Source organism: Kribbella sp. NPDC051587, from assembly GCF_044453945.1.
Taxonomy (GTDB): Bacteria; Actinomycetota; Actinomycetes; order Propionibacteriales; family Kribbellaceae; genus Kribbella.
Genome location: NZ_JBITDE010000010.1, coordinates 19,481 through 31,629, shown reverse-complemented (window position 1 = coordinate 31,629; position 12,149 = coordinate 19,481). Strand labels below are relative to the sequence as shown.

Below are 12,149 nucleotides of genomic sequence, written 5' to 3'. Positions count from 1 at the left end.
CATCAGTTCACCGTCACGACCAGCTTGCCGACCGCCTTGCCGTCGGCCATGATCCGGTGCGCCGCGCCGATCTCGTCCATCGTGAAGACCCGGTCGATCCGGATCGGCAGCTTGCCGGCGGCCACCAGATCGACGTACCGCTGAAAGGCCTCGGCGGGCAGATCGCTGCTCTCGCCGCCGTACGCGGTGAGCCGGACGCCGTTCGGAAGATAGTCCATCGGATAGAAGTCCGGGATCGTCCAGTTGTCGCTGAGCATTCCGGTGAAGCAGGCCGTACCGTGCACGGCGACGGCTTTCAGAGTGTCCGGAAGAACATTAGTGCCGACCAGTTCGAGCGCGGCCTGGACGCCGGCCGGCTGGATTTCCCGGACCTTTTCCGCGACGTTGCCGTCGTCAACGATCGGATGGTCGACGCCGTGTTCCCGCAGCACGTCGACGCGGTCGGGATTGCGGCTGGTGGAGAAGACGATCAGGCCGTGTTCCTTGGCGATCGCCGCGGCGGCCACCCCGACCGACGACGTACCGCCGCGGATCAGGATGCTCTGGCCGGGTTCGATGGCCAGGCCGGTGAACAGCGAGCCGTGGGCGGTCTGCAGCATCTCGGGGAGCGCGCCGAGGGTGGCCCAGTCGAGATCGGTGCTGACCGGGGTGACCAACGAGGCCGGTACGACGACGTACTCGGCGTATCCGCCGTCGTAGCTGCGGCCCATCCCGCCCATCATCGCGGCGACCTGCTGGCCGGGGTGGTACTCGCCGTTCGGGGCCTTGTCGACCGTGCCGACGGCCTCGATGCCCGGGATGATCGGGAATGTCGCTCCGGCGGCCAGGCCTTCGCGCAGGTGGTACTCCGAGCGGTTCAGTCCGAAGGCCTCCACCTTGATCCGCACCCAGCCCGGATCCGGCTCGGGAACCGGCACCCGCCGTACTCGTAATTGTTCTGGTTCGACCGGGTGGTCCAGCACGATCGCACGCATCTCCATGGCGATCATCCTGCCCTGGCCGCTTCCGTGTCAGAGTTATCTCCATGGCACTGGGTAATTTCGGGAAGGGCCCGAGCGTCGTGGCGCACCGTGGATCCAGTGAAACCAGTCCCGAGCACACGCTGGCGGCGTACCGCCGGGCGATCGACGCCGGGGCCGACGGGCTGGAGTGTGACGTCCGGCTGACCGCTGACGGTCATCTGGTCTGTGTCCACGACCGCCGGATCGAACGCACGTCCAATGGTCGTGGGGTGCTGTCCACGATGAGCCTGCAGGAGCTGGAGAGCTTCGACTGGGGATCGTGGAAGAACCCGTGGTCGGATCTCGACGACGAGGCCGAGCTGCCGGATCCGGACCTGTCCAAGGTTCTGACGCTGGACAAGCTGCTGGCGACCGTCCGCGACGCCGGGCGGCCGCTCGAGCTGGCGATCGAGACCAAGCACCCGACGCGGTACGCCGGACTGGTGGAGCGGCGACTGATCGAGGCGCTCGGGCGATACGGCTGGTCGCATCCGAAGGTCGGCACGGAGTCGCCGGTCCGGGTGATGAGCTTCTCGTGGCTGTCGCTGCGGCGGATGCGGGTGCTGGCGCCGAAGCTGCGGACCGTGCTGCTGATGGACCGGGTGCCTCTGCGATTCCGGGACGGGTCGCTGCCGACCGGTGTCTCATACGCCGGCCCGAGTCTGGAGATCGTCACCGCCCACCCCGAGTACGTCGATCGCGCGCACAAGCACGGTCACCAGGTGCATGTGTGGACCGTGAATGCGGATGCCGACATCCGGCACTGCCGCGAGATCGGGGTGGACGCGATCATCAGTGACCGCCCGGAGTCCGTACTCCGGGTGTTGTCCGACGAAGCGCGTGAGATAGGACGTCCGGAAACGTAGCTCGATGAATGCGCGCGGTCATTGTTACGTTAAATACTGTCGCCTTTATTACAGTTTCCCGACGGTCACCGTGATCTACCGGCGGGACTGTGTAACGGAATACCTGCTGGTGTTTTCCTCGGCAGGAAGCTGGGCAGAACCTCTGATGGCTGTTCCGATCATCGAGGAGACCCTGCTTGTCCTCAGCGACTCTGCCTGCCGACGTGAGTATCGTCGACGTCGTACTGCCGCACGAAGTGTCCGCGGTAGCGGACGCCCGGCGCCGTCTGACGGCCTACCTGAAGCGGTACCGGGTCGCAGACGCGGCCTGTGACGACGCGCAGCTCGTGCTGTCGGAGCTGCTCTCCAATGCCATCCGGTACGCCCCCGCGTTGCCGGCCGGTGAGGTGCGCGCGGCCTGGTGGATCGACAAGGCCGGCATTCACGTCGAGGTCACGGACGGGCGCGGCGAGACCGAGCCGCAGCGGATCGACGACACCCACCCGGAGTCGATCGGTGGCCGCGGGCTGGCGATCGTCGACGTACTGACGTCGCACTGGGACGTCCGCACCGCGGCGACGCACCGAACCGTGCACGCGATCGTTCCCAACTAGCTGGTTGGCCGTGGGGCGGTCTTCACTGTAAGACTGCCGCCATGGGAAAGAAGTCGCGGCAGCGCGCCAAGAACACGACGACCGTCACTCTCGACCCGGCCGACCTGGTCGACGTCGGTCCGCGGGAACCTTGCCCCTGCGGTTCGGGCAAGCGGTTCAAGCAGTGCCACGGCAAGGAGATCGCGGCGGCCGCCGACACGTGGGTGGTGCGCCCGTTCGAGGGGCTGCCGTCCGAGTGTGACCTCATCGCGTTCCGCGAGATCGTCCCGTCCGGTACGGCGCAGGTCGAGCTGTTGGACTCCGGCAAGACCGTCAACCTGGTGACGTTGCTGCCGATGGCGATGCCCGGCCTGGTCCGCGACGACGAGACGATCTGGATCGGCCTGCAGACGCACGCCTCCTCCGGTGACCCGTCCCGCGACGTCGCGCACGCGATCACCGCCGCGCTGACCACCGAGCCCGGCAACCCGATCCAGGTCGGCGACCTGATGAAGGACGGCCCGCGCCTGCAGGACCTGATCGACACCTCCAAGCCGATCGAGGTCAAGGTCCACGAAGGCTTCGACTTCTGGGTCGGCGAGAACGTCGAAGACCCGACCGGCGAGGTCGCCGCCGGGCTGGAGCGCGCCAACGCCGCTGCTGCCCCGACCGTCCGCCTCGAGTCCGTCGAAGCGGCGTACTGGACCCAGATCGGCGACCGTCGCTACCTGCGCTGGGTCCTCCCCCACACCGAAGACACCGTGCTCGACGCCCTCGCCCGCCTGCACGCCGCCGGCCAGTCCGCCCTCGTCGAAGGCAGCCGCCTGATCGGCTCCTTCCGCGCCCTCGGCGTCCTGGCCCCCGTCTGGGAACTCCCCGCCGACACCGAAGCCACCGACGTCGAAAAGCCCGCCGCCGACTTCGCCACCGCCCTCGACAAGGCCCTCGCCACCGACACCCCCCTGTCCACCGAAGAACGAGCCGCCCGAGCCGGCCTGGCCAGCCGCCAACTAACCATCCGCTAACTTCCCCTAAAGGACACCGCCTCCGGCGGCGACAGTCTTTCGGCGCGATCGCCTCATGCGGTCGCGCCGATTCCTGTTCGGCGTGGCGGGCGATCGTGGTCGGTGGCCTCGGCAGCTTGGTCATGGGCTGCGGATGGAAGAGCGGACCGCCAGCACGCAGTAACTCGCCAAACGGGTGGGCCGGGCGGTGGTCTCGGAGCGTGGCGAGGGGGCCGCGGCTGGGGTTGGTGAGTGGGGCAGGTCCGAGGCGGCCGAGCGGGACGTGCGAAGGCCCCGGACACGGGACGTGTTCGGGGCCTTCGGGACGTGGACGGCCCAAGTCCTGCTGACGGGGGAGCAACAGGGCCTGGGCCTAGCGTGGAGAATACTCAGGAGAGGGTCTCTGCACAAGCCCCGATTTCACTCCGCGTGTCGTCCGCCTTACTTGTGACGTCAAGTGAGGGTGTGAAGTAAGAGGATCAGGCGGGGTCCCGGAGGACCGGGCAGGACATGCAGCGGGGGCCGCCGCGGCCGGAGCCCAGTTCGGAGCCGGAGATGCGGATGACCTCGACGCCGGACTCCTCCAGGCGCTGGTTGGTCTCTACGGTGCGCTCGTAGGCGATACAGACGCGGGGTGCGAGGGCGAGGGTGTTGTTGCCGTCGTCCCATTGTTCGCGCTCGGCGGTGACCGGGTCGAGGCCGGTGTCGATCCGGCGCAGGGTGTCGATGCCGAGGGCTTTGGCGGCCGCGACGAGGAACGGTTCGGACTCGGCGACGTGCAGTTGGTCGCCGTCGGTGGTGACAGCGAGTGCCCGCATCTCTTCGGCCATGTTCGGATACATCAGGACGGCGTCGACGTCGACCATCGTGCAGACCGTGTCGAGGTGCATGGTGGCCCGCTGCTGCGCAATCGGTACGGCGAGCACCGTGTGCGCGAGGTCTTGAGCGAACACCCGCCGGGCCAGCCGCTCCACACCAGCCGGCGTCGTCCGCTCGCCAACCCCAACAGCCAGTACGCCGGGACCGAGCGCGAGCACATCTCCACCCTCGACGTGTTCGAGCGAGTGGTCGTAGACCTTGTCCGCCCCGGCGAACCGTGGGTGGAAGCCGTAGATGAGCTCGGTCAGCTGCGTCTCCCGAACGCGCGCCGGCATCGCCAGCGACGTCACAGCGACCGAGTCCCGGATCCAGACGCTCGAGTCCCGGGTGAAGAGCAGGTTCGGCAGCGGGTCGATCAGGAAGTCCTCGTGCGCGAGCAGCGACGTGACCAACCCGCCCGCCCGGACCTCGTCGTTCCGTACGCCGGCCATCAGCGCCTCGGCCAACTGAGCCGGGTCGAGAGCGGTCAACGACGCCGAGAGATACGAACGCAGCGTGTCACCGAGCCGCAGATCCGCGATCGCGCCCTCGACAGCCTGCTCCCGCGCCGTGGGGTCACCGAGGGCCTCGGTCAGCAGCTCGTGCAGGTAGAGGACCTCGACGCCCCGGTCGCGCAGCACCTGGGCGAAGGCGTCGTGCTCGTCCTGGGCCCGGCCGACCCACGGGATGCCGTCGAAGAGCAGCTTGTCGTTGTTGCGTGGGGTCAGCCGGCGCAGCTCGTTCCCCGGCCGGTGCAGCATCACTGTCCGCAGCGTGCCGACCTCGCTGTCGACGCCGTACATCTGGCTCATCCGCCCGCCCTCTCGTCGGTCCTGCCCACCACGCTACGGCAGCACCCGCCGGGATGGCGGATGTCGAGGTTCTGTCTGATTGTCCGACAATATGCCTGACAGTGCAAAACGCCGCCGTCGTACGAAAGAACGAGATGTCCGATCCGGGTGGCCGCTGAGGCGGGGGATCGGCTGGTGAGCAACTAGGCTGCGGTGCTGTGTCCGGTGCTGATTCATCCCCTGAGCCGTTCGAGCGTGCCGTCGCCTGTGTGATTCCGGCGAAGGACGAGGCGGCGCGGATCGCGGCGACGGTCGACGCGGTGCACAAGCTCATCGGGGTCGATCTGGTGGTGGTTGTCGACGACGGTTCGTCCGACGGGACCGCGGAGGCGGCCGAGCGGGCCGGAGCCGTGGTCGTGCGTCATGAGCGCAACCGAGGCAAGGCGGCCGCGATGGAGACCGGCGCGGCGGCGGTCGCTGAGCGCGACGGGGCCCGGCCGCGGCACCTGCTCTTCCTCGACGCCGACCTGACCGATACCGCGAGCGCCGTCGCGCCGCTGATCGAGCCGGTGCAGTCGGGCCGCGCGGACATGACGATCGGCACGCTGCCGGCGCAGATCCGGGCAGATGGCTCCAAGGCCGGTGGTCACGGGTTCGTGGTCAAGCTGGCCCGCGCCGGGATCCAGGAGGCGACCGGCTGGGCGCCCGAGCAGCCGCTCTCCGGCCAGCGCTGCCTCACCCGGGTCGCGTTCGAGGCCGCCGTACCGCTGGCTGCCGGGTTCGGGGTCGAGACCGCGCTGAGCATCGACCTCGGCCGGAAGGGCTTCCGGATCCTCGAGGTCCCGATCGACGTGCGGCACCGGGCGACCGGGACCGACCTGCGCGGGCAGCTGCACCGCGGCCGTCAGTACCTCCATGTACGCCGCGCGCTCGCGGCGCGGAGCGCGTTGCCTGCCGAGGGTGGACCGTCGCTCCGCAGCCTGTTCCCGCGGAAGACCACGCCATGAGCGCGGATGTAGCCACCGACCCGCGCCTGGCGGAGCGGTACGGCCGGCGCGCCGTTGTCCTCTACCTCGCCTGTACGGCGTTGATCGTGGCCGTCGGACTCCTCGGCCCCTCGGTGGTCGTGCTGACCCTGACCAACCGGCACGCGTGGCTCCCGTCGTACTGGTTCGACACGAAGCCGAACGACTGGCTCGTCTCGGTGATGATCTACGTCGCGATCGCCCTGGGTGGGTGGGGCGTCTGGTCGGCCCTGAAGGCGCTCAAGCACGGCTGGGCCCCGCGCCTCAGTCGATTGGTTGCCTTGGGCATCGGTACGACGGCGGCCATCACGCTGGTGCCGCCGATGGCCTCGGGCGACGTGCTGATCTACGCGGCGTACGGGCGGATCATGACGCTCGGCGGCAACCCGTACACGACGGCGCCGGCCGACACCATTCGGCTCGGGTACGACCCGGTGATCGCCGCGACCGAACGGCCGTGGCAGGGCGCGCGCAGTGTGTACGGCCCGATCGCTACCTGGATCCAGTGGCTGTCGTCGCTGATCGGTGGCGACTCGATGCAGCTCACGGTGTGGATGCTGCAACTGTCGGTCGCGATCAGCCTGGTCCTGACCAGCCTGCTGCTGTTCAAGCTCGTCGGCCCGAACCTGCCCGCCCGCCGTCGCGTCGTGATGCTCGGCATGGCGAACCCGCTGCTGCTGTTCGCGGTCCTCGCCGGTGGGCACAACGACTCGATCGCGGTGATGTTCGCGGTGCTCGCCCTGGTGGCGCTGCGCCGGCACATCTTCGTGGCCGGACTCCTGATCGGGATGGCCGGCGCGACCAAGCTGTCGATCGGTCTGGTCGGGATCGCGATGCTGTGGTCGCTGCGCGGAGACCGGCGCAAGATGCTGTACCTCTGCGGCGGCGGCGCGTTGGCGATGGGCGGCCTGTACGGCGTGTTCGGGCTGCAGGCGTTCCAGCAGGCGCGCTCGCAGACGTCGTTCATCTCGACCGGTACGCCACACAAGGTGCTGCTCAGTCTGTTCGACCTGTTCCTCCCCGGAGCGCTCGTCCGGACGATCCTCGCGATCCTGGCGTGGGTCGGCCTGATCGTGGTCGCGATCCTGCTCTCGCAGGTGATGCCGAAGTCGCTGGTCCCGCAGACGCATCCGGACGACCCGGTACCGGCCGCGGTCCGCTACACGACGATCTATGCGATCGCGTGGGTGCTGACGGCGATGTACTCACTGCCCTGGTACGACGTGATCGCGTGGATGCCGCTCGCGGCGATGGCGGCGTCGAAGGTCGACGGCCTGATGGTCGTCCGGACGACGATGCTCGCGATCGCGTATGTGCCTGGGCGCGACCCGAATGCACGCCAGGTCGCGGCGAGCCTGTCCGATTCGCTGGAGTTCTTCAGCGCGCGGCTGCGGGACACCATCTGCCCGGCGATCGAGCTCGCCGTACTGGTGGGGTTGATCGTGTGGGCGCGGCGCAGTGGGGCGCAGTGGTGGCCGTACGACTGGCCGCGGCGGAAGCAGAAAGCCGTTCCGGAGAAGGCCGCTGCGCGTTAGCCTCACCGGATGAAGAAGCTGGTGGGCGCGGGTGTCTTCGGGCGCCGGGAGCCGAACGACTACGTCGAACAACTGCGGACGGAGTCGATGTCCGTCGGGACGTACTCGATCCCGGCCGGTGGAGTGGACGACCAGGCGCCGCATCACGAGGAAGAGATCTACGTGGTGACCGCCGGGCGGGCGACGTTCGTGACGCCGTCCGGTGCGGAGCCGGTCGAGACCGGCGATGTCCTCTTCGTTCCGGCGGAAGAGGAGCATCGCTTCGTCGACATCACCGAAGACCTGTCGCTGCTGGTCTTCTTCGCACCGGCGTACTCCGGGCGTTAGCCCCAGAGGTTCTCGGCGGCCGCGATCGCCTTGGCCAGCACGGCTTTGACCGGTCGCTTGAGCTCGGCGGCCGCGGTGACCACGTCCTCGTACTCCGGCTGAACGTTGACCACCTGGCCGTCGTACCGGGCGATCTTGATGCTGATCTGCTGGCCGTCGACGTCGACACTGGTGAACTCACGGTCGGCGGCGTGCTTGCGGATGTCGTACTCGCGGAGGCCGATGGCGGTGGTCTCGGTGAGGACGACGCGCCGTACGGCGTCGGCGTTGGTGCTGCTGACGAGTACGGACAGGGTGTGTGCCGGGCGACCCTTCTTCATCAGGATCGGGGTCAGCCAGGCATCGGCCGCACCGGCGTCCAACAGGCGCTGCAGGATAGGCGGCCAGAGGCGCGGGTCCAGGTCGTCGATGTTCGTCTCGTAGACGAGCTGGGTCGCGGCGCGCTCAGCCGTCTCGCCGACGACCACGCGCAGGATGTTCGGCACCTCGACCGGATCCCGTCCGCCCGCGCCCACACCCGTGCGGCCGACCCGCATCGGCGGCATCATCCCGAACTCGTCCGCCAGCGTCGCCAGCAAGGCGGCTCCGGTCGGCGTCGTCATCTCGTACGGCGCCGTGCCCCCGATCACGGGTGCCTCGGCCTCAGCCATCAGATGCAGTACTGCGGGCCCCGGAATCGGAATCCCTCCGTGCTGCCCCTTCACCTGCCGCCCGCCGCCGAGTGCGATCGTCGAAACGACCACTCGCTCAAGCCCGAGCGACACAGAGGCTGCGGCGACGCCCACGATGTCCGCGATGGCGTCGAGCGCACCCACCTCATGGAAGTGCACACCCTCAACGTCCACGCCGTGCGCAGTGGCCTCAGCCCGAGCCAACCGAGCAAAGGTGTCCAGCGCCCGCGCCCGTACGACGTCCGGTAGCTCGGCCGCCTCGAGAATCCGCCGCACCTCAGCCCAAGGCCGAGTGGGCCCATGACTGTGGTCAGACGAGTCGGAGTGCCCATGACCGTGCCCGTGCCCATGTCCGACTTCCGCCGGACCCTCCGGGTGAGGGGTGCCGTCAACCTCGACGGACGCCTTGAGAGCCGCTATCTGGTGGCGGGCGGTTCTGCCTACCTGGACGGAGAGGGACGGGTCTACGGCGGCCACAGCGGAGTTCACGTAGGCCAGGTCGGCACCTGCGTCCAGCAGAGCGCCCAGGAGCATGTCACCGGAGGCGCCGGCAGAGCAGTCGATCCAGGCGACCTTCATGACTCGTCCTTCGAGTCACGGGGTGCTGCGCGGCGGGCGACGCGGGCAGCGAACACTCCGGCGCCGAAGCCGTTGTCGATGTTCACCACGGTGACACCGGGCGCGCACGAGTTCAGCATCCCCAGCAGCGCGGCCACTCCGCCGAACGAAGCGCCGTACCCGACGGAGGTCGGCACAGCCACCAGCGGTACGCCGACGAGCCCGCCGACGACGCTCGGCAGCGCACCCTCCATCCCGGCGACCACGATCAGGCAGTCCGCCGTGTCCAGCCGCTCACGCACCCCAAGGATCCGGTGCAGCCCGGCCACGCCCACGTCGGTGATCATCTCGACGTTCGCCCCGAACACGCGCGCGGTAGTCGCCGCCTCAAGCGCGACCGGCGCATCCGACGTACCGGCGGCCACGACGGCCACAGTCCCCTGCAAGACCGGCACAGAGCCGAGAACCGCCGTACGTCCGACTGGGTCGACCACAGCCTCCGGCAGCGCCTCAGAAACGGCAGACTGCGCCTCTGGCGTCAGCCGGGTCGCCAGTACGGCGGTGTCCGGGTGCGTGGCGTGCAGTGTGCGCAGCAGCTCCACCACCTGCGATGGCGTCTTGCCGGCGCCGTACACGACCTCGGCGTCGCCGGTGCGCTCCAGGCGGTCAGTGTCGAGACGGGCGTAACCGAGGTCGTGCACGCCCGGCTGTGGTCCTTGGTCAGGCAAATGTGTCACGTCGTGAATCTACGTGGCCGATGCCCCGGACACCTCTTCCGGCCGTCGTTCCGCACGCTCCGCAACCACCTGAGTACTCAGGTAAACCCTGATGCCTTAGGCTCTCGTGCGTGTCTTCGACGTTAGCCGGTGCCTTCGGGATCGCTGCCCTGTTCGTGGCGGTGCTCGCCCTCGTGTTCGCCATCCAGGCGGTCCGGGCCCAGACCGGTACGACGGCCAAGGTGGAACCGGTCGTCCCGGAGCCCGAGCCGGAACCCCAGCCCGAGGCCAAGCCGGGCACGGTCAAGTCCGAGCTGCGCCGGCTCGGCAAGGACATCGAGGTGACCCGCGCCGAGGTGCGCGAGACCCTCCAGCACCTCGCCATGGTCCGGTACGACGCGTTCGGCGACACCGGCGGCAAGCTGTCCTGGTCGCTGGCGTTGCTGGACGACAACGGCCACGGCGTGATCCTGACCTCGATCAACAGCCGCGCCGACGCCCGCACCTACGCCAAGGAGATCCGCTCCTTCGCCAGCGAGTCCAAGCTCTCCCCCGAAGAGGAAGAGGCGTTGGAGACCCTCCGCAAGGAAGCCGGCCCCACCGTCGCCTAGCGGCCGCGGGGGACCCGGGCGATCAGGGCGCCGGGCTCGATCTCGGCGGTGAGCGAGCGGCCGGGGCCGATCGGGTCGCCGTCCAGTTGGCGCTCGACGTCGACAGCAGCCTCGATCTCGACCTTGCGGCCGGTGAAGCGCTCCAGGTACATGTCGGCGCGGTTGGTGCGGGTCATCAACCGCCAGACCACGATCGGCCACTGCGTGACCCGCCGCGGCGCGATCACGACGACGTCGAGCAGACCGTCGTCCGGCCGCGCGTCCGGCAGCAGCGGGATGTTGGCTTGCAGCATGCCGACGTTCCCGACCACCACGGTCCGGACCCGGCGCTCGATCGACACCTCGTCGTCCAGCGTGATCCGGACCTTCACCGAGGGGTGGTTGATGTTCCGGGCCGTCGACACCAGGTACGCCGGCCACCCGATCTGCGCCTTCAGCACCGGCGGCGCACCGGAGATGATCGCGGCGTCCAGCCCCAGCCCGGCCATCACCGCGAACCGGTCCTTGTCCAGCTGATCGCCGTACACGGAGACCAGGTCGATCCGCCGGTTCCGCCCTTCCAGGATCCGCTCGAGCGCGTCGTCCAGGTCGAGCGGGATGTGCAGGTTGCGGGCGAGCAGGTTCCCGGTCCCCGCCGGGATCACCCCGACCGGAATCCCGGTATGCGCCAGCGCCGCGCACACCACCCGAACCGTCCCGTCCCCACCGGCCACCAGCACCAGGTCCGACTCGTACTCGATCGCCCGCTTGGCCATCGCGTTCCCGGAGTCGTCCACCCGGGTCTCCAGCCAGAGCGGATCGTCAAACCCGCGTAGTTCCAGCGACCGCGTCACCTTCCGCCGGAACGTCACCCCGTCCCCGACCTTGATCGGGTTCACGATCACGGCCGCCCGCGGCGGCTTCGCGATCTCGTCCGGCGAAGACGGGGTACGACGGCGCCGGCGGCGCAACCCCGGCCGCAGTCCGAAGCCGATCGAGGTGGCGGTCAGGATCGCCAGGCCGAGCGCCCACCCACCCAGTACGTCGGACACGTAGTGGACGTTCAGCGCGATCCGGTCCGCCGAGGCGATCCACACCACCGCGATCACCGGAATCAGCACGAGCAGCCGGAAGCGTCGCCGCCAGCCCCGTACCGACGGCAGCACCACACCGAGCGCCCCGGCCATCACGAACGCCGCGGTGGCGTGGCCGGACACATACGACCAGCCTCCGCTCTCGACGAGCGCCTCGGCCGGGTGCGAGCGGGTGAAGATGTACTGGGCCGCCTGGACCAGCCCGAGCTCCGCACCGGCCGAGACCAGCAGCCAGACCGTCAGCAGCCGGGCCCGGCGGTGCCACAGGTAGGCGGCGACGACCACGATCACGGCGCGCGACGTCCACGGCAGGACGACCGCCCCGACCACCTGCCAGATGTCGACCACGTTCGGGTGCGTCGCGCCGTACGCGGAAGCCCGGGCGGCCACCGACGCGTCCCACTGCTCCAGCGGCGGCCAGTGCCCGAAGACGAGGAGGGTGATGACGGTGAACGGCACCGCGCCCAGGACAACTGTCAGCGCACGGCCGACCGGACTGGGTGGATGGTGGTTCATCGCCCGCTCAAATCCCCCTCTGTGG

The 12,149-nt window shown here is 69.1% G+C and carries 12 protein-coding genes; 7 read left to right on the top strand and 5 right to left on the bottom strand.

What is annotated here, in order from left to right; all coding sequences use genetic code 11:
- Nucleotides 1–2: 2 nt before the first annotated feature.
- Nucleotides 3–980, bottom strand: a complete 978-nt coding sequence (locus ACIA49_RS29660) for a zinc-binding alcohol dehydrogenase family protein (protein ID WP_396380876.1) — start codon at nucleotides 978–980, stop codon at nucleotides 3–5.
- A gap of 44 nt (nucleotides 981–1,024) precedes the next feature.
- Here ACIA49_RS29660 and ACIA49_RS29655 point away from each other — a divergent pair, with 44 nt between their 5' ends.
- From ACIA49_RS29655 to ACIA49_RS29645, 3 genes are all read left to right on the top strand, one after another.
- The gene (locus ACIA49_RS29655; protein ID WP_396380874.1) at nucleotides 1,025–1,867 is read left to right on the top strand and encodes a glycerophosphodiester phosphodiesterase; all 843 of its coding nucleotides are present in this window, start codon (nucleotides 1,025–1,027) and stop codon (nucleotides 1,865–1,867) included.
- A gap of 203 nt (nucleotides 1,868–2,070) precedes the next feature.
- Nucleotides 2,071–2,460 carry an ATP-binding protein gene (locus tag ACIA49_RS29650; RefSeq protein ID WP_396380872.1) on the top strand — a complete coding sequence of 130 codons (390 nt, stop codon included), beginning with the start codon at nucleotides 2,071–2,073 and terminating at the stop codon, nucleotides 2,458–2,460.
- A 41-nt stretch (nucleotides 2,461–2,501) separates the two neighbouring features.
- Complete coding sequence (locus ACIA49_RS29645) at nucleotides 2,502–3,464, top strand: DUF5926 family protein (protein ID WP_396380871.1); 963 nt, start codon at nucleotides 2,502–2,504, stop codon at nucleotides 3,462–3,464.
- 458 nt (nucleotides 3,465–3,922) lie between these two features.
- Here the strand turns inward: ACIA49_RS29645 and ACIA49_RS29640 are convergent, their stop codons facing one another.
- Nucleotides 3,923–5,113, bottom strand: coding sequence for an arginine deiminase (locus ACIA49_RS29640; protein WP_396380869.1), 1,191 nt, complete (start codon nucleotides 5,111–5,113; stop codon nucleotides 3,923–3,925).
- A 197-nt stretch (nucleotides 5,114–5,310) separates the two neighbouring features.
- Here ACIA49_RS29640 and ACIA49_RS29635 point away from each other — a divergent pair, with 197 nt between their 5' ends.
- Genes ACIA49_RS29635 through ACIA49_RS29625 form a run of 3 tightly spaced genes read left to right on the top strand, consistent with a single transcriptional unit; the run spans nucleotide 5,311 to nucleotide 7,979 of the window.
- On the top strand, nucleotides 5,311–6,099 hold the full coding sequence (locus ACIA49_RS29635; protein ID WP_396380867.1) for a glycosyltransferase family 2 protein: 789 nt from the start codon (nucleotides 5,311–5,313) through the stop codon (nucleotides 6,097–6,099).
- Nucleotides 6,096–7,652, top strand: a complete 1,557-nt coding sequence (locus tag ACIA49_RS29630) for a DUF2029 domain-containing protein (protein WP_396380866.1) — start codon at nucleotides 6,096–6,098, stop codon at nucleotides 7,650–7,652. The genes ACIA49_RS29635 and ACIA49_RS29630 overlap by 4 nt, the downstream gene beginning before the upstream one ends.
- 9 nt (nucleotides 7,653–7,661) lie before the next feature.
- The gene (locus ACIA49_RS29625; RefSeq protein ID WP_396380864.1) at nucleotides 7,662–7,979 is read left to right on the top strand and encodes a cupin domain-containing protein; all 318 of its coding nucleotides are present in this window, start codon (nucleotides 7,662–7,664) and stop codon (nucleotides 7,977–7,979) included.
- Here the strand turns inward: ACIA49_RS29625 and larC are convergent.
- Nucleotides 7,976–9,229, bottom strand: a complete 1,254-nt coding sequence (gene larC, locus ACIA49_RS29620; RefSeq protein ID WP_396380863.1) for a nickel pincer cofactor biosynthesis protein LarC — start codon at nucleotides 9,227–9,229, stop codon at nucleotides 7,976–7,978. The genes ACIA49_RS29625 and larC overlap by 4 nt on opposite strands.
- Nucleotides 9,226–9,945 (bottom strand): nickel pincer cofactor biosynthesis protein LarB, encoded by a 720-nt coding sequence (gene larB / locus ACIA49_RS29615; protein ID WP_396380862.1) that lies wholly within the window; start codon nucleotides 9,943–9,945, stop codon nucleotides 9,226–9,228. The genes larC and larB overlap by 4 nt, the downstream gene beginning before the upstream one ends.
- 110 nt (nucleotides 9,946–10,055) lie before the next feature.
- On the opposite strand from larB, the gene ACIA49_RS29610 reads away from it, so the two are divergent.
- The gene (locus ACIA49_RS29610; protein WP_391544349.1) at nucleotides 10,056–10,535 is read left to right on the top strand and encodes a DUF4446 family protein; all 480 of its coding nucleotides are present in this window, start codon (nucleotides 10,056–10,058) and stop codon (nucleotides 10,533–10,535) included.
- Here the strand turns inward: ACIA49_RS29610 and ACIA49_RS29605 are convergent.
- Entirely contained in the window at nucleotides 10,532–12,124 is a 1,593-nt protein-coding gene (locus ACIA49_RS29605; protein WP_396380860.1) for a diacylglycerol kinase family protein, read from the bottom strand. The genes ACIA49_RS29610 and ACIA49_RS29605 overlap by 4 nt on opposite strands.
- Nucleotides 12,125–12,149: the final 25 nt, after the last annotated feature.

Excerpts from the sequence above, each read along its gene's own strand:
- ACIA49_RS29660 (WP_396380876.1), bottom strand. The coding sequence starts at position 980 with ATGGAGATGCGTGCGATCGTGCTGGACCACCCGGTCGAACCAGAACAA.
- ACIA49_RS29655 (WP_396380874.1), top strand. The coding sequence starts at position 1,025 with ATGGCACTGGGTAATTTCGGGAAGGGCCCGAGCGTCGTGGCGCACCGT.
- ACIA49_RS29645 (WP_396380871.1), top strand. The coding sequence starts at position 2,502 with ATGGGAAAGAAGTCGCGGCAGCGCGCCAAGAACACGACGACCGTCACT.
- ACIA49_RS29640 (WP_396380869.1), bottom strand. The coding sequence starts at position 5,113 with ATGAGCCAGATGTACGGCGTCGACAGCGAGGTCGGCACGCTGCGGACA.
- ACIA49_RS29630 (WP_396380866.1), top strand. The coding sequence starts at position 6,096 with ATGAGCGCGGATGTAGCCACCGACCCGCGCCTGGCGGAGCGGTACGGC.
- ACIA49_RS29625 (WP_396380864.1), top strand. The coding sequence starts at position 7,662 with ATGAAGAAGCTGGTGGGCGCGGGTGTCTTCGGGCGCCGGGAGCCGAAC.
- larC (WP_396380863.1), bottom strand. The coding sequence starts at position 9,229 with ATGAAGGTCGCCTGGATCGACTGCTCTGCCGGCGCCTCCGGTGACATG.
- ACIA49_RS29605 (WP_396380860.1), bottom strand. The coding sequence starts at position 12,124 with ATGAACCACCATCCACCCAGTCCGGTCGGCCGTGCGCTGACAGTTGTC.